Raw genomic sequence first — 19,723 nt, forward strand, 5'->3', positions numbered from 1 at the left:
CCTGTAAAGGAGTCGTCAGAAAGGGATTTTTTTATAGAATCATTTATGGTGCATAATCGCCATCGTAGCTAACCAATGATACGTTTTTCACACCTTCTACCTCTGAAATATCTTGAACAAATGCCGTATTATCTCCTTTGATTTTTACTTCTACAATCAATTCCACCATCTCTTTGTTGACTGTCTTTGATTTCAGCGTGTACTTTAACTTGTTCAACTGATATTTGACTCCGTCATTGGCTTGATCCTGATAGGTAATAATGAGCAGATAAGCAACATCTCTCATTTGCCGCTTGGATAATACGACAATGACACCTGCCACTACCAGAGATCCTAAAACGGAAACCGGGTACACACCTGCTCCCGTCGCAATACCGACCGAGATCGACCAAAACATGAAGACAATATCCAACGGGTCTTTGATGGCGGTACGGAACCGCACAATGCTCAACGCGCCGACCATCCCGAGAGAGAGCACGATATTCGTGCTAATCGTCATGATAATCAGGCAAGTAAGCATGGCCATGGCCACCAGTGTGATGTTAAAGGTGTGCGTATAGACGACGCCGCGAAACGTTTTCTTGTAAATATAGTAGATGAACAACCCAAGCACTCCCGACAGCACAAGACCTATGACAGTATCGATGATCGAGATGCTGGCGAATTGATCCATTTTTAAGACGCTTTTTTTGATGATATCTTGAAAAGTAATCGTATTGGTCGTGTCCATAATTTCTCGACTTCTCCTCACACTAAAGATTATAGTACTTTTTCGTTTCCTCTCTGCAAATAACATATTTGGAGATAGCCGACCGCTGATTACTCAGGTTTTGTAGCAAAAGTCTCATATTGAATGGCAGGAATTGATCGTACTTCACTTCCATGATCATCATGGGCTGATGAATCGCTCTGACCATCATGATGTGTTCGTCAAAAATATCAAGCGAATTGACGTTTGCCTTCAAGTACTTATCAAATGTAATTCGGACATTCCCTTCTCTCACCAAATACGCCTCTCGAACATAATCCGTAATGACACGAGGCCGAAACAGATGATTCTTGCACGACAAATAAAAATCTCGCAGCACAGCACTTTCCGTCTCACGTAGAAACTCGACATCGCCTGCCAAAATCTGCTCATACTCAGCCCGCGTAATCGACGCTGATTCTTTGCAAATGTATCCGCCAAACTTGCTCTTTCGCTCCATCTTGATGACCGCATCACTTTTGTTGTAAATGCGGATGCGATACTTTTTTCTTTGAAAAACCCCGTAGTTTTTTTCATAGAGAGCCGTATCGTGATAGTCATCAAAATACAGGCTGCGAATATGATACCCTTCCTCACTTACAGAATGAGGGTCAGGAGTGGCGATCAGACGCAATTTCTGTCGGAGCGGCTCGTAATGACTCAGCCGAAGATAATACTTCAGCTCATGCCGCAATCGCTTGTTGCCGAGCTGGATGCCCGTGCTCTGGATTCCTTTCATTTCAACACGAACTCCTTCACTCCATGATAAATCGCATCCTCCGGCTCTACTCTGTCAAATGCCGTCTGTACGTTCCCTTTGCTGTCCCGTACAATCACCCTCCAGAAAAAGCGACCTTTTCCCGGATCGTTTATCGTGTATTGGACTCCTGTCAGCCCCTTTGCCTGCGCGTGTATCTTCGTAAACGCAGGATCGTAGCTGACAGCAAAATCGTAGGTCAGATCGTCTCCTTGCAGATCATAGGAATGGTCCCAAGCAAAAATGAGCTTATCTCCTTCTTTTCTTGGCTCTCCCATAAAAAAGGGCATCGGATTCTCTTGGCGTTCATAGTACCTCTTTTTGTTACGCTCTGGTTCACCGGAGAGAAGTACTTGCTCCTTGTGAAAATACGAGACATCCAACGGCAAATTATATAAATCAGGTAGTTGCAGCACGTATTTGCTCACAATCGGATAATAGCTCTGCAAGTATTTTTCCGTTTGCTCTTTTGTAATGATCTTGCTGACTTCCTCAACCTTTTCGTTTAGCGCCTTGATGTTTTCCGGGTCTTTGAAGACGCGGCGATGCAGGTTCGACACCCAGTATTCGGAGAGGCCAAACTGCCATGGACCGAGTCCTTTTTCTGGACTGCGCTTGAGCTCTTCTTCGAAAAATCCCCATGTTGAGTCATAGTCCCACGGGAGGAAATACCATTTGTTCGAGTTGCTTGGGCTATATAAATAAAAATTGTGTACAGCCGTGTCGTGATTCCCCATCAACAGGTTGGATGCCATCCATGTATAGTAGTTATCCCGATCAAAATGCTTGTCCAAAAAGTCCTGCGTATTCATTGCAGGATTATGGAGATCCTCCAGCATGGCAATGAGCTTTTCATGGTTCTCGCTGCCTTTGATCTCCAAAATTTTCTCAAATGCTTTCTTGTCGTAGGTAGGATCTGTCGCCAGCTTGATCTGATCCTCGTAGCGATGGAACTCGAAATCAATTGCCTTGTACAAGTTTCCGTTCCGATCCAATCCGTGCGCCTGCAAAAATGTTTTGTTTGGCTGTTCAATTTGAGTGAACAAACCGTAATCAACAAAGTCCCGATCCGGATTTTTCTTGGTCAAATCCTTGATTTTTACTTGAACGAACTGCGTCCGCAAGCTGGTCATATTCGGCATCTGCTCGAAATAATCAAAGCTAAGCTTTTGTCGAACACGCGTCATATCAGACTTGTGCTTGCTTAAGTTGATGTTGCGCTGATCCCGCCAGTATCCGGCACTTTCGAACAAACGGATTTTGTACGATTTTTGTTCCGCTCTCCTGCTCGATTCCCCCCGCAGCTCAATCGTTCCGTTCGCTCTCGTCTCGCCAAAACCAAAGTGGCCTTGAGTAGGCCCCTCCGCCGTCCCTTCCTGCATAATGACTTTGGCCTGGAGATCTTCTCCCTTTTCATTCCGTCCACTAGGAGCTAGATTGAGTTCCGTAAAGGTAGTCGTCTTCAGTTTTGCATTTTCTTCGTTGACTACCGTCACATATAAATGGACGATGCTCCCATCCACATCCTGATCGTATACGCTTCTATTCTCGATCAGCCCCTCGTTCAGCTGCTGAGTTGGCGCCACCTGGCTCGTTGCTGACGGGTTGTCTGACACCGGCTGTTCAGGTACATCCTGTGTACAGCCAGTCGTTACAACTCCGAATGCTACGAGCAGGCTCAGTATGAATCGTTTTTTCTTCAACCTAAGTCCTCCCCAATCCATCAGTCCCCATCTATTCCATTCGCTTTCCTTTGACAAAGAGCGGTTGTAGGCAATAGGTGTAATAATCAATATTTTTCAGGTAATAGATCAGCCTGCCAAGACCGGCTACCAGTGCAAGAAACGAAGCAATAAAAAATGAAAAGCCGTAGTTATGAAGGGGCAGCATCGCTATGGTGATAACAACCGTACTGATGAGAAATAAGGTCGTCACCGCAAGCGCTCCCTTCCGATCGTCAAAATAGAGCAGCATCAGCACGACCACAAACATCACAGCGTACAAGTATCCCGCTATCACCAGGATGTTGTACCGCTCCATCTGCTCGGACGTAAACCCGATGTGCGGAAGCAACGTAATTCCCAGAGCCAATGCAACGAAGGAAAAGAACAGCTGCACTTCCATCATGAAGCTGAGCTCTTGCATCAATGTTTGGACCATGTCTGTTTTTGCCCGCTTGATATCCTGCACTGAGCCTGTGCCCAATATTGTTCCGTAATACGCTCGATACTTCTCGTAAAAAGCGGTCTCTACAGATACAACAAACATGACCATCGTGGGCAATATGCTCAAGGAGGCATAGAAAGCAGGAACATCATAAAAAGGCGCGATCACGTATGTATCCGCCACGACCTCTTGAAGCGGACTCCCCAGCCAGTAAATAAAATGGTGCACATAAAAACCAAGAGAGCAAAAGAGACCCACCCCCAGCAGACTTGGGTATTTCTTCACGTACTTCACGAAATCGAAGTAGTTCCTCTCCCGCTTCGGGAAATAGCTCTCCAGATGAACCATAGACAGAACGATCATGATAAAAAAACCCAGATCCAAAGAAATCAGCATGGCAATTCCTTTTTCCAATTCAGTCAAATAAGACAGTAGAAACGCAGCCAGAAGCGTCACAGCAACAGCCGCTAAATACCCGCGAATAATGCGCATATAATCCTTTAATGCGGACAAATAGGCGGATTGAAGCCATACGACGATCAGTTCCACAAAAAGAAGGTAGGCAACGAGCTTAAAGCCAGACGGCAAAGGGGATAGCCAGTAAAAAGCACCGCCGAGAATCCCTCCCAAGCCCAGGCAAACAGCGATAACTCCATACAAAGAAGCGATGATGTCGTTATACTCGCGCAAGTAAATTTTGTCTGCTATATAGCGGGAAATGACCATGGAAAAACCACAGGTAACCAATAGTGAAAACACGAACGCATAAACAACAGCTGCTAAAAAAGACATCCTCTCCAAATAACTGACATTCAATTGAAGAAGCACTTGCTGTAGCACCGTGATCATGACCATACAAATCAGCATCGGTCCGACTGTGACCAGCGAAGAAAATGCATACGCCTTCACACTGGACAAATACCCTTTATTCCGAAACATTTTCTTCAGTTCAAAGCCAATGCCCGCCATGTTTCTTACACCTCGTATTTCCGGTACATTTTGCGATATCCCGCCAAGAAGTTCTCATGTGTGTAAATATCCGATACTCTTTGGAAACCGCATCTGCCCATCCGCCGTCTCAATGGCTCGTTTTGGCACAATGTAATGATCGCTTGGGCAATTTGAGTAAAATGCATGACAGGTACCGTAATCCCGGCGTTGCCATAGTTGTCACCATTGCCGTACAACAATTCCCGACAGCTTCCCACGTCCGTTGTGACGAAGGGCTTTCTGCATGCCATTCCTTCCAAAATAACAAGCGGTTGGCCTTCACTGATGCTGGTCAAAACAAGCATTTCCATTTTTCCGAGATACTCTTTCACATTAACCGCACCCGTAAACGTAACATCCTCAAGCTGAAGGCTGTCGACCAATTGCAAGCATTCTGTATAGTACTCCTCATCTTCATCCGTCGGGCCCATGATAACAAAGCGTGCGTGTGGAACTTGTTCTTTAACGAGTCCAAAGCTATGAAGCATTGTTTTAATATCTTTGATAGGTACCACGCGGACAACAGCACCAATGGTGATTGTGTCGTCCTTTTTTTCCTCCACGATGTCCGCATAATCACTCACTTTTACACCGTTCGGGATCACGGACACTTTGGAGGGATCACAGCCTAGCTCAATCTGAATTTCCTTGTTCCGCTCAAACAACGTGATTACCTCATCCGCGTAGGAATAGGCACATGCAGAAAGATTATGAAAATAATCGATCCAAATATCCTTAAAGTGACCCTTGATCCAGCTTGCCTTGATAATTTCTTCTTCCCGCTCGCGGGTATAAATTCCATGCTCCGTCAGCAAAAACGGCTTTGCATGCAGATACTTCCCGAGACTCCCTGCTACACCGCCATATCCCGTACAAACACTGTGATACAAATCCGCTTGCGGCATGCCGTTTTGAATGATCTGACATAGGGGCAACACCATCGAGCGAATCATCCAGATCATTTCGGTAAAAGGAATTTGCGGATATTTTTGCTCGCAAAGCCGTTGAATGACCTCGAAAAAGTCCTTGCTCGTAAGCAACTCGGCTACGGATGGCACCTTACTCCCCGACAACACGGAAAACAGAGCATGCCAGTCACCTTTGCTGCCATCGAGCAACGAAAGCAACGCCTGCTGCTCATCCTCAGTCAGACCCAAACGCTTGCCCGGTGCAGCCTCTTCTCTCAGATAGGCATCCAGAAATACCTCTTTGATTTCCACCACATTTTCGGGGAGCTGGTAGACGTATTTCCCCCTATTTTTCTCTTCTGCACCAATTGCATAAATGATGAACTCATGCTCTGGCATGCTAGCGATTAAGGAATGAATCCAGCTAGAGACTCCCCCTGTAATATAAGGGTACGATCCTTCGGCAATCAGACAAATTTTCATCGCTTACTCTTCCAGTCCTATTTCAAATTTTGCACCCGTTGCATGCACGAGATAGACGCCTTCCTCTATTTTTTCTACCGTGCAATTGACCAAGCTCGTCATTTTTTTGTTTGTCCGCAAGATGTAATACATGTCTTCGGAGAAATTGTTCATGTAGCCTGTCACTTTTTTATCCGTATGCGAGATATATACATCCGTCTGTAAATAGCTCTCAAGGCTTGTTGCAGCTTCGGAAGCAGTCTGGCTACGCAGCCATGGATACTGCTCGTAAAGCTCTTCCAGCATCAGTTGAAAGTCTTTCACCAATTCCGACCACGACTTGTTATTGCTTCGCTCCTTGTCCAACACATCGTCAGGATGAATAAAGTGAGAAAAAACACCGATGGATGTGATCGCATTCGTTATGTACCAATCATGAATGTCTGTGCGACTGTATCCGGAGCTAATACGCGGCAGCTCTACAATGCCATCTTCAGCCACGGAAAACTCTTGGATGTATTCGTGTGTACTGTCTGATTCCGCATACAAGGAGGCAATGATTCTCAGATCAGGAAAAGACTTTTTCAGTGCTCGACGCCCTTCCTCTCCCAACACGTTGGAAGGCGGGACATACGTCTGTATGTCATATGCCGAGAAGACCTTCTTGATATAATTGTCCAGATACGTAAGTGACTCGGCCATACTTGCTTCATCAGGCCAAGCCTTATACTCGTAATGACTCGCCGTCGCTTGATCGGTAACCAGTGATTGATGATTGTATCCGTGGATGCCCAGTTCACCACCCATTTTCAACAAATCCCTGCCGTACGTAATCAGATTGTTCGAATCCGTTCCTTCCTCATCAGTGAAGGGCGGAGCAACTCGGTTATTGTAGGTATTGATAATAGCTCCCGTGTAGGTCACATCGTAATCGGCAGCAAGCTTGATCATGTCCGGCCACCACACGTCCCGAAAGAAGCTGGGAATATCTTTGCGATACTCGCGGTAAATACTCGGCTCGATCCCCTGACGAAAAGGGGCCGGAAAATCGTCAATATACATGACTTTCATATTGAAAATGGGGTACATAAAATCTGGATTCAGTAAACCGATGCCACCAGCAATCAGTCCTCTGTTCATGGCAGATTGCATATTCGTCCCGTTATAGACCATGAGCTTTCCCTGTCCATACCGGGTCTCCCATAGCAGTGGCATATTGTCGGCGGAAACAGCGTGAACCTTTGCTTGCCTATCCAGTTCTACGGGAATCGAGGAATTCACAATGGCATCTGCGCCGATTTTTGCATCCTCTCCTTTGATCAAGAGATTGGATGTCATCTGAATGCCATTTGTCACGATAGGGAGATTGATCGAATTGATCCCTAGTTTTCGGTATATGAGGTACAAGCTGTCATTGTATTCAGGCGTACGTGAAAAGAACACATTTCCACCATTGTGCGCATATTCCATCATCGCATCCAGATTGGCTAACATGTCCAGATTTTCTATGGTGACAATGACCGTCATGTATTGGGGGTCGGGCTTCGAGAACTGCTTAACGTCAGCAAGCTCGTACTCCTTTTTCATATACCGCAGCACTTGCTCCACATTCCTCGCGATTGCCATGCTGCTCTCATCCTTGGAATCATGCAGAATGAGGAATCTCTCCCTTACCAGCTTGGCGATTTCCTCCTGACTGATCGCGTTTTGCTTCGGCTGGTCAGCCTCTTTTCCTGAGCCTCCTGACTTATTACTGCTCACCTGAAGGATGAACTGAGACCGGGTAGCTTCAATAGTGATCCCCAGAATCGCCACAAAGATCAGAATGATGTAGATGTTTTTTTTCACGGGAATATCGTTGAACCTCGACCTGCTCCAGTCTCTGCCATTTTCCCTGTCTCTTTTCCTTCTCCTGAACCTAGTCATTCTCATTTTGTATCGCTCATCTCTTTCAGTTTCGTACCTATTTCCTGTGTAACAGCGACTTCCGCCCAATTGCTGTCTTGCTCATCGTTCCAGTAGCGGATCATCATCAGCGTGGCGTGGGATATTTTAACCGACGAACTTTTTAACCGATTCATTTCAGCCACAAACCCTGCGTAGTCTCTGATCGTAAAGTAGCGCTTGAGCGACATGACATATGGCTGCTCGCTTTCCGGATGATACTCATGAAACAATTGACAGTACTGTTCCGCTTTTTCATAGGACTGGTTCCCCAGCTCACAATTGATCTTGTCCACAAAATAGCTTTCTTCTTCCTGATAAATGTCCAATAATGACTCCAGAACAAACGAATACGTGTAGCTGAATTTCACATAGGTGCGTTGATCAAGGAGTGAACTGTCCAGATACTTCTTCAATACGTCTGCGTAGGCGCGTAGAACTGCAAGCTCCTGCTTGTTCTCCTCGTATTTCACTGATAAATCCTGCAGTTGGAGCTGAAGGTTGCGCCGCATTTCCGTTAAAGCGGCTGCTGCGTAGTGAACCGTTTCTGAGTCCTCGTTTTGCAAGGCTGTCTCCAATGTGCCGATCTGCCAAATGGTCTGCTCTTTCAAGACATCGATCAGCATCTTTCGGCGCGTGCTCGTGTCGTTCAAAAACAAAATGTCCTCAACCGGGACGATGTTCATTTCCTTTTCCATGTCCGCTCTTCGGAAAATATTCGATCCCTCCGCTAGCTTCAGCAAATCGCTCTCTAGCATCAGTTCATTCACATTCTTTTTCGATGTTCGTTTGTACACATCGGTAATCCCCAATAACAGGAGGCCAAAAATGGGAAGAAAGCCAGTAACAAGCATTCGCATAATCAGTACCTGCTTGTTTTTGCTGCGGCTTTGCATCCAACTGTAACCAACAGACACCAAGACATGAAGGAGAACTAGATTAAACATAAGCGCCATCCTTCAAGGAGAAGCGATCCTGGTCTTTTTCCTGCACAATTCTCGATGCAATACCGAGTCTACCAAGCCTATCAATCACGATACGGGCTTCTTGCTCGTTGGAATTGGAGAGAATGATATAGACATCTCCTGCTTCGTCCATTCCCATATAATCTGCTTCGCGAAGAGAACTGGCGATATAGGTAGCAAGTGTATGATGATCCATTTGCGCAAAATCCACTGCTAAGAGGGTAAAGTCAGTGTTTAACTGTTGCTTGGCGTCCCTTTTGTTCTTCACCATTGCTGAAAAATAAGCAGGAATTAGGATAGGGGTATCGTCTAGGTAACGGTCCTTTTGTGTGGAGTTTAAGTATCGAAGAGAACGGGACAAAGCGGATGAGATCAATTGAACGGCAACCTGAAAAAGGTTTTGGGTGTACATCGTAAAGTTTTCAAACCCGAGTTGTTGCAATGTGACCACCGCAACCATTTTTCCCTTGTCAAAAATAGGAGCTGCTATAAGGGGCATGTCGTGACGTAGCTCTTTATTCACGATGATCTTTTTCATTGTCATTAATTCAGTAAGGTAAGCATGTTCACTCATTTTCAGCGAGCGTGGCAGATCAAAGCCCGCTTTATTCGATTTGGCCATCAATCGCAAGAAAGAGCCATTTTGATTCATCGTATAAATGGCGATCTCATCGGACTTCATGATTCTTTCCAGTACCTTGACTGATTTCTGCAATACGCGTTCAGGCTCGAGGCTGTCCAACTCTTTGGTGATGTTGTAGATTTTTCCAAAGCTGTCTTCTGAATTTACGATCTGCTGCTGCAATTCTTGCTTTACCATCAGAACATCGTTATATATGTCTTTTAAAAAATCATACTTGTCTTCCAGCTCTTGCTTTTGCAGCTCCTTGGACAATACGTCCCTGTTGCGTTTGTCGATCGAATAGCCCACAGCAATCCCGATAATAAAATAGACAGCGATATGAAACAGAACATTCGCGTCATATAAGAGAGATACGACATCGCGCCCGTTATGCAGACTTTCTCCGATGAAAAGTCCACAAGCCAGGATAACCGACAAGAGGGACTGCTTCGTTCCGTAAATGGCGCCAATCAACACGATGTAAATCAGCTTGAGATCAAAGACACCGCTATTAACCGTTCCAACTGTCGCGAAAACCACCAGAAGAAACGCAAGAATGTTCTCTAAGTACGGCCTTGCATCCCATGAACGGAGCCAATGGATCGCTTTCTTCGCTTCGCTCTCCTGCTCTTGTTCCTTCTCTGCGACGGTCTCTTGATACCACTGCGCCGTTTTTTCCAGCCCCTCCGCCAATGAATACATCGGGATCCAATCTAGTCTTCGCTTTGCCCACGTATTGTCCAAAACCGACTTATCTACGTCTCCTGGGCGTTTTTCCCTTCGTGATATTCCTTGAAGAGGCTGGTTAGCCCCGAGAATGTCAATCAGCTCATTAATGCTGCTTTCCTGGTTCGTAGACAAATTCATCACACCGATATCATCCGTAGTAACGGAACGGAAAATGGCATCAGCTACATCCTCTACATAAATGAAGTCTCTCGTTTGGCTACCATCCCCGTGCAGAACTATTTCTTTCCCATGGTTGATCTGGGTTAAAAAAGTAGAGATAACGCCGCCTTCCCCTCCTGTACTTTGTCTGGGGCCATACACATTTGCCAAGCGAAAGGCTACCGTTTGCAAGCCGTACATTTCTGTCCATTTGCGGCAATACATTTCGCCGATGTGCTTGTTTATTCCATAAACAGATACCGGATCACACGCTGAATCTTCGAGTAACGGTGTACATTCATTCATGCCGTAAACGGCGGCTGATGACGCAAAAATAAATTTGGACACGCCATATTTGCTCGATAGCTTTAGCATATTCACAAGTCCCAGAATGTTCGTATTCGTATCCAGCAAGGGGTCTTCCATGGATGCAGCAACACTTACTTGGGCCGCTAGATGGATGACGACATCGAACTTGTTGCTCTTAAATACTTCATCACATTTTTTATCCGCTACATCCAGCTCGTATGCCTTATGCGGAAATGTGACGTTCCTTTGATTGCCTGAGCTGAGATTGTCGAGGATGAAAACCTTATACCCTTCCTTATAAAATCTCTCCGCGACAAAAGAACCAATGAACCCATAACCACCTGTGATCAAGACTTTCATGCTAACACCTCAGCTATTTGTTTCTCCTGTCGATCCCCACAACAATCATCTACTCCTGTTCCCAGCAATTTTTGGACAGCCCATTCGATTCGCTCTAGTTGCAGTGGCTTCGCAATGAAATCCCGCGCCCCTGCCTGAATCGCCTTGATGACGGTATCGTTCCTAGACACTGCTGAGCAAATAATGATCTTGGCATCCTTGTCCAACTCCATGATTTTGCGTGAAGCAGTCAAACCGTTCATGCCGGGCATGGTAATGTCCATCGTAACGAGTGATGGTTTGTACAAGCAGTAATTTCTAACAGCCTCCTCTCCCGAAGCAGCTTCCGCAACCACATGCAGTCCTAACGTCTCAAATATGTTGCGCAGCACACGTCTCGTAAACGCCGTATCATCAACAATCAGAATGCTATTCATCCAAAACGCTGTCTCCCATCCTATCCATCTATATCTTTTGGACTATTTTATTATAGTATTATATTCCTGATGGCAATACCAACCAAAACTAACGCCTCTTATATTTTCATTTTCATAGGCATAAAGCCCCTCTAACTCGTGGCTTCACCCATTCTACTAGGATCATCTCAACAATTTCTGAACAAGAGACAAAAAGAAGAACAGGGACAGTTACCTATACGGCAGCTTATCCCTGTTCTTCTTCCTAATTATATTCCATCCGTTCAAAAGGTAGAGATGACTCCGCCTTCATTTTGTTTCACCTAGAATCTGTTTCCAACAAATGCTGAACAGCCCATTCAATCCTCTCGAACTGCAAGGGCTTTGCGATAAAATCACGCGCACCTGCCTGAATCGCTTTGATGACGGTATCGCGTCGTGCAACTGCGGAGCAAATAATGATCTTCGCATTCTTATCCAGCTCTATGATTTTTCGGGAAGCAACCAAACCGTTCATGCCCGGCATCGTAATATCCATAATAACCAGTGACGGTCGATACAAACAATAATTCCTAACAGCCTCCTCCCCTGAATCAGCTTCCGCCACTACCTCAATACCTAATTTCTCAAACATGTTACGCAGCACGAGTCTCGTAAACGCTGTATCATCAACAATTAAAATGGTATTCATTCAAATTGTTTTCTCCCATCTTTTATACCGCGATTTTCGAACTATCATAAAGAGGTTTACTATATGCAAAAACGACATAATTTGATCATTTTCTACATTCTACTAAGAACATCTAGACAACTTCTGAACAAGAGAACATCTTGTCCTCCATTCCATTACGGGGAAATAAAAAAACCGAAGCACCCGCTTCGGCTCAACTCACTCTATTATTCGGTTCCCTTTTGCCAAAAAGATCTTTCGCAAGTGTGAGATACCACGCAACTATTTCCATAAAAGCAAGGATAACAAACAAAGCCCATATATCCCCTTGGGTAAGGTGGTACAACAGGTTATCAATTTCTGTACCAGATCCGCGCACCAACGACTGCAAAAAAAATACTATTGGACCGACAATAGAAAAAAATATCGTTATCATCGAAAAAAGGGTACGACGTTTCCGAATTAGATACACAATACCACTGATTATTGTTATGAGGATACATATATAATAGACACTCCACACCCATGGAGGTAAAGTTTCCATGGTAGCCCTCCTTTCCTCAGTCCAGCCCAAGGATTTTTCCTTACCAAGCAGCAATGCTGCTGTCTGCACGCATATCCGTACCACCGCTCAGCACACCATTTTCATCACGCCAAATGATTTGACCCCGTCCAAAGTAATTGCCGAGCTGCGCCCACTTGATCGTATGACCCCTGCGCTCCAAAGCTTGTGCCAAATGCTCCGGGAAATGACGCTCCAGCTCCACCGTTTTGCCTTCCATCCACTGCCAGCGCGGCGCATCGAGCGAAGCTTGCGGATTGAGGTGGAAGTCGATGGTGTTCATGACCACCTGCACATGTCCTTGTGGCTGCATGAAGCCGCCCATTACGCCGAACGGCCCCACTGCTTTTCCATCTTTCGTCAAGAAGCCCGGGATAATGGTGTGGAACGTTCTTTTGCCTGGCTCTAAGCAATTGTCTTGAGCAGGGTCCAGCGAGAAGGTATGACCCCGGTTTTGCATGGCGATCCCTGTCCCCGGCACAACTACTCCAGAACCAAAGCCCATGTAGTTGCTTTGGATAAAGGAAACCATGTTTCCCTCACCGTCAGCAGTCGCTAAATAGACCGTACCGCTCGTTTTCGGCTGACCCGGCTCTGGCGTCAAGGCTTCATGACCAATCAGTGCACGGCGAGTTGCAGCGTATTCCTCTGACAATAATGCCTCCTTGGAAACTTTCATTTTGCTCTCTTCTGTGATGTATTTCAATCCGTCCACAAATGCAAGCTTCATCGCTTCGATTTGCTTGTGATACGTTTCTGTTGTGTCCTTTGCGTCAAAAACAAAGCCTTTCAGAATGTTCAGAGCCATCAGGCCGATCATCCCTTGCCCATTCGGTGGGATCTCCCACACATCATAGCCGCGGTAGTTGACTCCGATCGGCTTCACCCATTCCGGCTCATAGGCTGCAAGGTCTTCTTTGCGCAAATAACCGTCGCACTCATGCGAGAACGCGTCGATCTTGTCTGCCAGCTCTCCACGGTAGAAGCTCTCCGCATTTGTTTCCGCGATTTGACGTAGCGTCTTCGCATGATCCGGTGACTTCCAGATGTCGCCCGCTTTTGGTACTTTGCCATCTGGCGTAAAGGTGGAGAACCAATGCTCGAACGCTTCCCCTTTGCATTGCTGAGAAAGCTTTCTATGAGCTACATCCCAATTATGCGCCAATGTGGGCGATACCGGATAGCCATTCTCCGCATAGTCAATCGCTGGCTGCAAAACCTCTGTAAGCGGAAGACGTCCAAAACGCTTGGACAAGGCTGCCCACGCAGCAGGTGCGCCTGGGACCGTGACAGGGGTCCAGCCGTAGGTCGGCATTTCTTTCAAACCTTTTGCTTTTAATGCCTCGATGGAGATTCCTTGTGGAGCCGGACCGCTTGCATTCAGTCCGTGCAGCTTGTCTTTGATCCACACGAGGGCAAATGCGTCACCCCCGATGCCGTTTGAGGTCGGTTCTACTACAGTCAGGCACGCAGCCGTTGCAATCGCCGCATCCACCGCATTTCCGCCCTTTTTCAAAATATCGAGACCTGCTTGTGCCGCTAGTGGCTGCGAGGTCGCTACCATACCGTTCTTGGCAAAAGTCGTCACACGCTTCGATGCGTATGGGTATTCCATTGCGTCATAATCAACCATGGTTTTTCCTCCTTCGTTTTGCCGATAAGAAAGACCGTTAGATAAGCAGGGAAGATCCATCTGGTTTGAGTCAACATAGTGGAGGGGAAGAAAAATCACAGTTCTCTTCGACTCTGACACGCCAGCAGGGGGGAATCACTGACCGTCTCCACTTAAAAAAGGGGACCGTCGAGCCAAAGCCACCCTACGGGCGGAAGTTTCTCAGGGAAGACGTGTTCGACAAACGTGGTCCCCTTTTTTAAGTTCCGACTGGGGAGGCGTTGTCAAGGTCTACGAGCCCTGTGCTTTTTCTTCTTACCAGCTCCTAGCCAATGAAAACAAACCCGTACGCCATCGCTCCCAAGATGACAAAAGCAGGATGGACCTTCCATGTTTCGAGCAGAAGGTAGGATGCCACTGTCAAAATCCCTGTTTGCATCCAGCCGATTCCCTCGACTGCGCCCATTAGGAATTGATACGTCATCGTTCCGAGCAAGACAGTAACGACTGGCCGTACCGATTGGGTCATCGCTTTTACCTGTGGCGCACTGCGGAATAGGTTTATAAAACCCATCAATAAGACCATCGCGATCGCTGTCGGCGCGACCGTTGCAAATAAAGCGACGACTGCACCCGGTACACCTGCTACCTGATAGCCAATGTATCCGGCGAGCTTGGTCGCGATTGGGCTGGGCAAGGCATTCCCTACTGCCAGCACTTCTCCGAATTCCTGCACACTCATCCACTGGTAGTGGTCAACCACTTCATTTTGGATCAAAGGGATGCTGGGGGGTCCTCCCCCGTACCCCAAAATGTTGGAGATGAAAAAGGCCCAAAATAATTGCAGGTAGATCATGCTACTCCCTCCTTGCCGTCCTTGTCCTTGCGATTGCGGACAGACCAAGTAGAATAAGCAAATGAAACGGCAAGCGCAATTCCTACGACGATGCCCGGATGCCAATCAAGGAAGAGTAACGCTACGAGTGAGAGGGCGAGGGAAAGGCTCACACCTGCTTTACTGGACGCTCCCTTCCACCCCTTTGAAAGGAATTCCCAGGTAAGGACGCCTGTCATAACTGCGATTACCGGACCGATTGCCTGAATCATGCCGTATACACCCGGAGCATCCTTCCATTGATATATGACTTGCAGCAAACCGATCATCACAAGCACGATTGGCATCACTACTGCGATGTTTGCCACCAATGCACCCTTCCAGCCTTTTACCCGATAGCCGATATATGCAGCCAGCTTGGTCCCAATGGGCCCTGGAAGAGCGTTGCCGAGCGCCAGATTGTCGGAAAAATCCTCATCTGTCACCCATTTATACTTTTTCACGCATTCGGTGTAAAAGAGGGGAACCATCGTAGGTCCTCCCCCAAATCCGAAGATTCCGATGCGGAAAAAGGCGAGAAATAATTGCCAGTAAATCATAGCTGTACCTCCGTCCTTGCCTAACTAGCGGATAAAGTTGTATTTGGACTTCAATATTTTCAATTCGTTAATCACATTCGTTTTGGAGATGCCAGGAATCTTGTGCAGCTTCTTAAGTAAAAATTGCGATAATTCTTCATTACTTGTTACGAGCACCTGTGTGAAAAGCTGATATTCACCAGAAGTGAGTACGATGAGCCTAATCTCTACGGTTTCCGTCAACGCAGCAATCACATCGTCCAGCTTTTCCGCATCCACAGCCACTTGAATCATCGCTTGTACATGAAACCCTGCCTTGACCGGATTGACAATACCGACCAGACTCAGGGCACCTTCGTCCTGCAATTGCTGGACGCGCATGCGAATCGTCTTTTCTGTAACCCCGAGGTCCTTTGCAATCTGAGTAAACGGCAAGCGCGCATTTCCTTGCAAGGCTCGAATGATCCCATAGTCGATGTCATCTAAATCAGGATAAAGTGATCTTCGGAAAGTTTCCTCCATACAAACACACCTTTATTCGTCTTTTTTAAACAATATTCAACCTCATCACAGCTAAATTTTATAAAATTCGGTCGAATTCCATAATGATTGCTGCTACTATAATACGATCTTTGACACAACGCAATACTTCGTCTGAAAATTTTATTTTGAAAGCATTTCAATAAAACGAAAAAAGAGCCTTCCCCGCTAGGAGAGGCTCTCTATTAATATTCGATACGGTCCAGAGATTGAGACCATGCTTCAAATGGACTCCGTTTGTTCGCAAGATCTATTCTCTGAAACGGAATGCTTCGCTCTTCATGTGGGAGAACAATCTGCTCATAAATAAACTGATCGTCAAAACCGACATGCGCCGCATCTTCTTTCGTGCAAGCGTAATAAACATTGCGCGGTCTGGCCCAATAGATGGCTCCCAGACACATCGGACACGGCTCACAGCTCGTATACAGATCACAATCGTTTAACTGAAAGGTTTCGAGACGATGACACGCTTCCCGAATTGCTTGAATTTCGGCATGTGCCGTCGGATCATTACTCGTCGTCACTTCATTGCGTCCTCGTCCAACTACTTGCCCATCCTTCACGACAAGGGCTCCAAACGGGCCGCCTACTTTATCACGTACATTTTCAAATGCAATCTGTACAGCTTGCCCCATCCACGTCTCTCGTTCCATCCGCTTGCCCCCTCGCATCCCCTTCTCCATTTATCCTATGTCCCTTCTCATCTGGACATGCTGGAAAAGTTCACTAGCGATTCATTGATTGCTTTAAATGGAACAAGTAACGGTTTCGAATGATCCAGAAATACACACCTTGAACAACGACGAAGCTGCATAACACAATCGCAGTCGGCTTGAACACAGACGCGACAAGGATGAGCTTCAACAAGCTTTGCAGGGACACGAACGCCACCATGCTGTGAATAATGGCCACCACAATCGGCACGAAGAACAACAGGGCAATCTGGGTCGTAACGATCCTCGTCAACTCCGCATCCGTGAGTCCAATCTTGGAAAGCGACCCATAATGCCTCTTGTCGTATTCCAGATCCGTATACAAACGGAAATAGAGAAAGCTTGCTGCAGCTACAAAGAACAACACGCCTACAAATAACCCGATAAAGAGTGCCATGTTCGCCATTTGTTTCATGGTGTGGTAGTAGGGTGCACGAGCTGAAAACGAATAATTTTCGTCGAAATGACTAATCTCATCCTGAAGCTTCAGACTAAGATCCTGGGTTTCCTTCCATCTTGGCACCTCGTATACAAAGCGCTGTTCTTCCTTCGCTTTTGGAAGCTGGTCGTACACCTGATTCGGCACGACAGCCAAACGCTCAAATTCGAGCCCCTTAATCAACGGAGTCATATTCGTGTCTGTTTTGACTGCCAGCTGTGCATTTCCCACCTGAAGAGTCTTGCTCGCTACCGAATCGCCAATCCAGTTGAGCATGACGAACACCTCGTCATTCGTCATTTGCAGCTCAGGCGAGTGAGACGCTACCGCCAGCCTGTTATAGTCGGACAGCTTGACTACTCCGATCTTTTCATCATTGACCGGTTCGGGCAAAACCCGCATAGCTACTTGATATTTTTCAAAGGAAAAGCCACTCTGCTGCAAGCTCGTTTCAATTAACGACAAATGCTCGGCCCTCTCCACATCACTTTGTTTGGACTGGTATTCAAATGCGAACGGATTGATTTTCATCACCGTAATCTGAATCGACCCAGCCAACGCTGCCAGCGTGCCAATCGCACAAAAAGCAACGGTAGAGACGATGCTGACCAAAAAGAACATCCGGGCATTATCCTTCATTCGATAGGCCAGATCAGAGAGCGTCAGGAGATTCGTACGTTTCCAATAAAAAGTTCGACGCTTCTTCAGAAAATCGATGAAGATGACGCTCAGCTGAGTAAACAACAGGTACGTTCCTACAGTCGTCAGCGCAATGACCGGAAGCATCAGCACGAGCACATTCACGCCGTCAGCAGTGAGGGCTAAAGCATAGCTCATTCCTAACAAAGCTACCGCGACCAGAGACAGCACTAGCGATGCCCTCGGCTCGCGCTTAGGACGACCGCTTCCTTGCAACAGATCCAACAGACTGCGGCTTCGCAGCACGAGGACCGTAAATAGAGAAATAGCTGCATACAAGATAAGAAACGCCACCACTGTCAAACCGATCGCTTTCCACGGGAAGTAAAACCCGAGTGCTTTTACAGCAAGCAAAAATCCCGCGAATTGAAAAAACAGCTTGGCGAGAACCAGCCCGACACCAATCCCGATGGCAATCGAGACAATGCCAATCAGCATGTTTTCCATAAAAATTAGCATGTTCCGCTGTAACGGTGTCATGCCTTGGATAAAAAGGATGCCGAACTCCTTCTCCCTCTTTTTCAGGAAAGCACCGACACAATAAAAGAGAAAAAAGAAGGAGAACAGAAAAATGACGTACTCAGCCGCCATCATACCAGTGGCTACGGATTCATGAATCTCCTGCCCGATAATTTCTGGATGAAAAATGAACATCGCATAGACGAAAAAAATGAGGACAGAAAAAACGCTACTCATGAAAAATGCAGCGTACATACGCTTATTTCGTAGAACGTTATTACACGCGAATTGTCGAAAGGTCATAGGTGTTCCCTCCCAAAAACGACAATGAGTCAATAATTTTCTGGAAGAATACCTGTCGACTCTCACCCCGATACATCTCGTTATGGAGTTGGCCGTCTTTAATAAAAATCACCCGATGGCAATAGCTGGCCGCCAAAGCATCATGCGTCACCATCATCATGGTGGTATTATCTCTCTTATTGATCGCTTCCAGTGTCTCCATCACATTGCGCGAAGACTTGGAATCAAGATTTCCTGTTGGCTCGTCAGCGAGCAAAAGCGACGGGGAATGAATGATCGCCCTGGCAATTGCCGTCCGTTGACGTTGCCCCCCAGATACCTCGAAGGTCCGCTTTTCCAATATGTCCTGAATCCCTAGCTTCTCCGCAACACTTTGCAGCTTTTCTTCCATGACCGCTACTTTCTCATTGTCCAGCGTCAGCGGCAACACGATATTTTCCCCAATCGTCAACGTGTCCAAGAGGTTAAAATCTTGAAATACAAAGCCGAGCTCACGGCGACGAAACAGAGCCAGTTTATCTTTTTTTAAATGATGCGGATTCGTACCGTTCAAAAGAATCGCACCAGAGGTTGGTGTATCAATGGTGGAGATCATGTTTAATAGCGTGGTCTTGCCACTGCCTGAGGGGCCCATTATACCGACGAATTCGCCCTTGCGAATCGAAAAATCGATATCGGTCAGCGCGCGGTAGGTTACCTTGCCCCCGTATATTTTACTTAAGCTATTTACAGCAAGCATTTCCATGCGCCATTCCCCTTTCTTGCACTTCCAAATTCAACTATACGGAAGTGCGCA

At 46.5% G+C, this 19,723-nt stretch carries 17 protein-coding genes; all 17 read right to left on the bottom strand.

Translation table 11 applies throughout. The features are described from left to right. Positions 1-43: 43 nt before the first annotated feature. The 17 genes from HP401_RS27215 to HP401_RS27295 all read right to left on the bottom strand — a co-directional run bounded on the left by HP401_RS27215 (position 44) and on the right by HP401_RS27295 (position 19,672). Positions 44-730 carry a DUF4956 domain-containing protein gene (locus HP401_RS27215; protein WP_064201829.1) on the bottom strand — a complete coding sequence of 229 codons (687 nt, stop codon included), beginning with the start codon at positions 728-730 and terminating at the stop codon, positions 44-46. A gap of 22 nt (positions 731-752) precedes the next feature. Then, complete coding sequence (locus HP401_RS27220) at positions 753-1,487, bottom strand: polyphosphate polymerase domain-containing protein (RefSeq protein WP_173607290.1); 735 nt, start codon at positions 1,485-1,487, stop codon at positions 753-755. After that, positions 1,484-3,208, bottom strand: coding sequence for a CotH kinase family protein (locus tag HP401_RS27225; protein ID WP_173607291.1), 1,725 nt, complete (start codon positions 3,206-3,208; stop codon positions 1,484-1,486). Before HP401_RS27225 ends, HP401_RS27220 begins: the two co-directional genes overlap by 4 nt. Positions 3,209-3,239: 31 nt before the next feature. Continuing rightward, on the bottom strand, positions 3,240-4,640 hold the full coding sequence (gene pelG / locus HP401_RS27230) for an exopolysaccharide Pel transporter PelG (protein WP_173607292.1): 1,401 nt from the start codon (positions 4,638-4,640) through the stop codon (positions 3,240-3,242). A gap of 5 nt (positions 4,641-4,645) precedes the next feature. Further along, positions 4,646-6,052, bottom strand: coding sequence for a GT4 family glycosyltransferase PelF (gene pelF, locus HP401_RS27235; protein ID WP_173607293.1), 1,407 nt, complete (start codon positions 6,050-6,052; stop codon positions 4,646-4,648). Positions 6,053-6,055: 3 nt separating this feature from the next. Then, positions 6,056-7,879, bottom strand: coding sequence for a DUF2194 domain-containing protein (locus tag HP401_RS27240; RefSeq protein WP_173607294.1), 1,824 nt, complete (start codon positions 7,877-7,879; stop codon positions 6,056-6,058). Between the two features lie 80 nt (positions 7,880-7,959). Continuing rightward, the gene (locus HP401_RS27245) at positions 7,960-8,922 is read right to left on the bottom strand and encodes a hypothetical protein (RefSeq protein ID WP_173607295.1); all 963 of its coding nucleotides are present in this window, start codon (positions 8,920-8,922) and stop codon (positions 7,960-7,962) included. Continuing rightward, positions 8,915-11,119 (bottom strand): NAD-dependent epimerase/dehydratase family protein, encoded by a 2,205-nt coding sequence (locus HP401_RS27250; protein ID WP_173607296.1) that lies wholly within the window; start codon positions 11,117-11,119, stop codon positions 8,915-8,917. Before HP401_RS27250 ends, HP401_RS27245 begins: the two co-directional genes overlap by 8 nt. Further along, a complete protein-coding gene (locus tag HP401_RS27255) occupies positions 11,116-11,535 on the bottom strand; it encodes a response regulator (RefSeq protein ID WP_012684298.1) in 420 nt (139 codons plus the stop codon). Before HP401_RS27255 ends, HP401_RS27250 begins: the two co-directional genes overlap by 4 nt. A gap of 298 nt (positions 11,536-11,833) precedes the next feature. Then, positions 11,834-12,205, bottom strand: coding sequence for a response regulator (locus tag HP401_RS27260; RefSeq protein WP_012684297.1), 372 nt, complete (start codon positions 12,203-12,205; stop codon positions 11,834-11,836). 563 nt (positions 12,206-12,768) lie between these two features. Next, complete coding sequence (gene ggt / locus HP401_RS27265; protein ID WP_173607297.1) at positions 12,769-14,379, bottom strand: gamma-glutamyltransferase; 1,611 nt, start codon at positions 14,377-14,379, stop codon at positions 12,769-12,771. 304 nt (positions 14,380-14,683) lie between these two features. Beyond that, entirely contained in the window at positions 14,684-15,214 is a 531-nt protein-coding gene (locus HP401_RS27270) for a chromate transporter (protein WP_064201820.1), read from the bottom strand. Continuing rightward, positions 15,211-15,792, bottom strand: a complete 582-nt coding sequence (locus HP401_RS27275; protein ID WP_173607298.1) for a chromate transporter — start codon at positions 15,790-15,792, stop codon at positions 15,211-15,213. The genes HP401_RS27270 and HP401_RS27275 overlap by 4 nt, the downstream gene beginning before the upstream one ends. 24 nt (positions 15,793-15,816) lie before the next feature. Then, the gene (locus tag HP401_RS27280) at positions 15,817-16,293 is read right to left on the bottom strand and encodes an Lrp/AsnC family transcriptional regulator (protein WP_173607299.1); all 477 of its coding nucleotides are present in this window, start codon (positions 16,291-16,293) and stop codon (positions 15,817-15,819) included. Positions 16,294-16,496: 203 nt separating this feature from the next. After that, entirely contained in the window at positions 16,497-16,967 is a 471-nt protein-coding gene (locus tag HP401_RS27285; RefSeq protein ID WP_173607300.1) for a nucleoside deaminase, read from the bottom strand. A gap of 73 nt (positions 16,968-17,040) precedes the next feature. Further along, positions 17,041-18,927, bottom strand: coding sequence for an ABC transporter permease (locus HP401_RS27290; RefSeq protein ID WP_173607301.1), 1,887 nt, complete (start codon positions 18,925-18,927; stop codon positions 17,041-17,043). Next, complete coding sequence (locus HP401_RS27295; protein ID WP_173607302.1) at positions 18,902-19,672, bottom strand: ABC transporter ATP-binding protein; 771 nt, start codon at positions 19,670-19,672, stop codon at positions 18,902-18,904. The genes HP401_RS27290 and HP401_RS27295 overlap by 26 nt, the downstream gene beginning before the upstream one ends. Positions 19,673-19,723: the final 51 nt, after the last annotated feature.

The sequence above is a fragment of the Brevibacillus sp. HB2.2 genome (assembly GCF_013284275.1).
GTDB lineage: Bacteria > Bacillota > Bacilli > Brevibacillales > Brevibacillaceae > Brevibacillus > Brevibacillus brevis_D.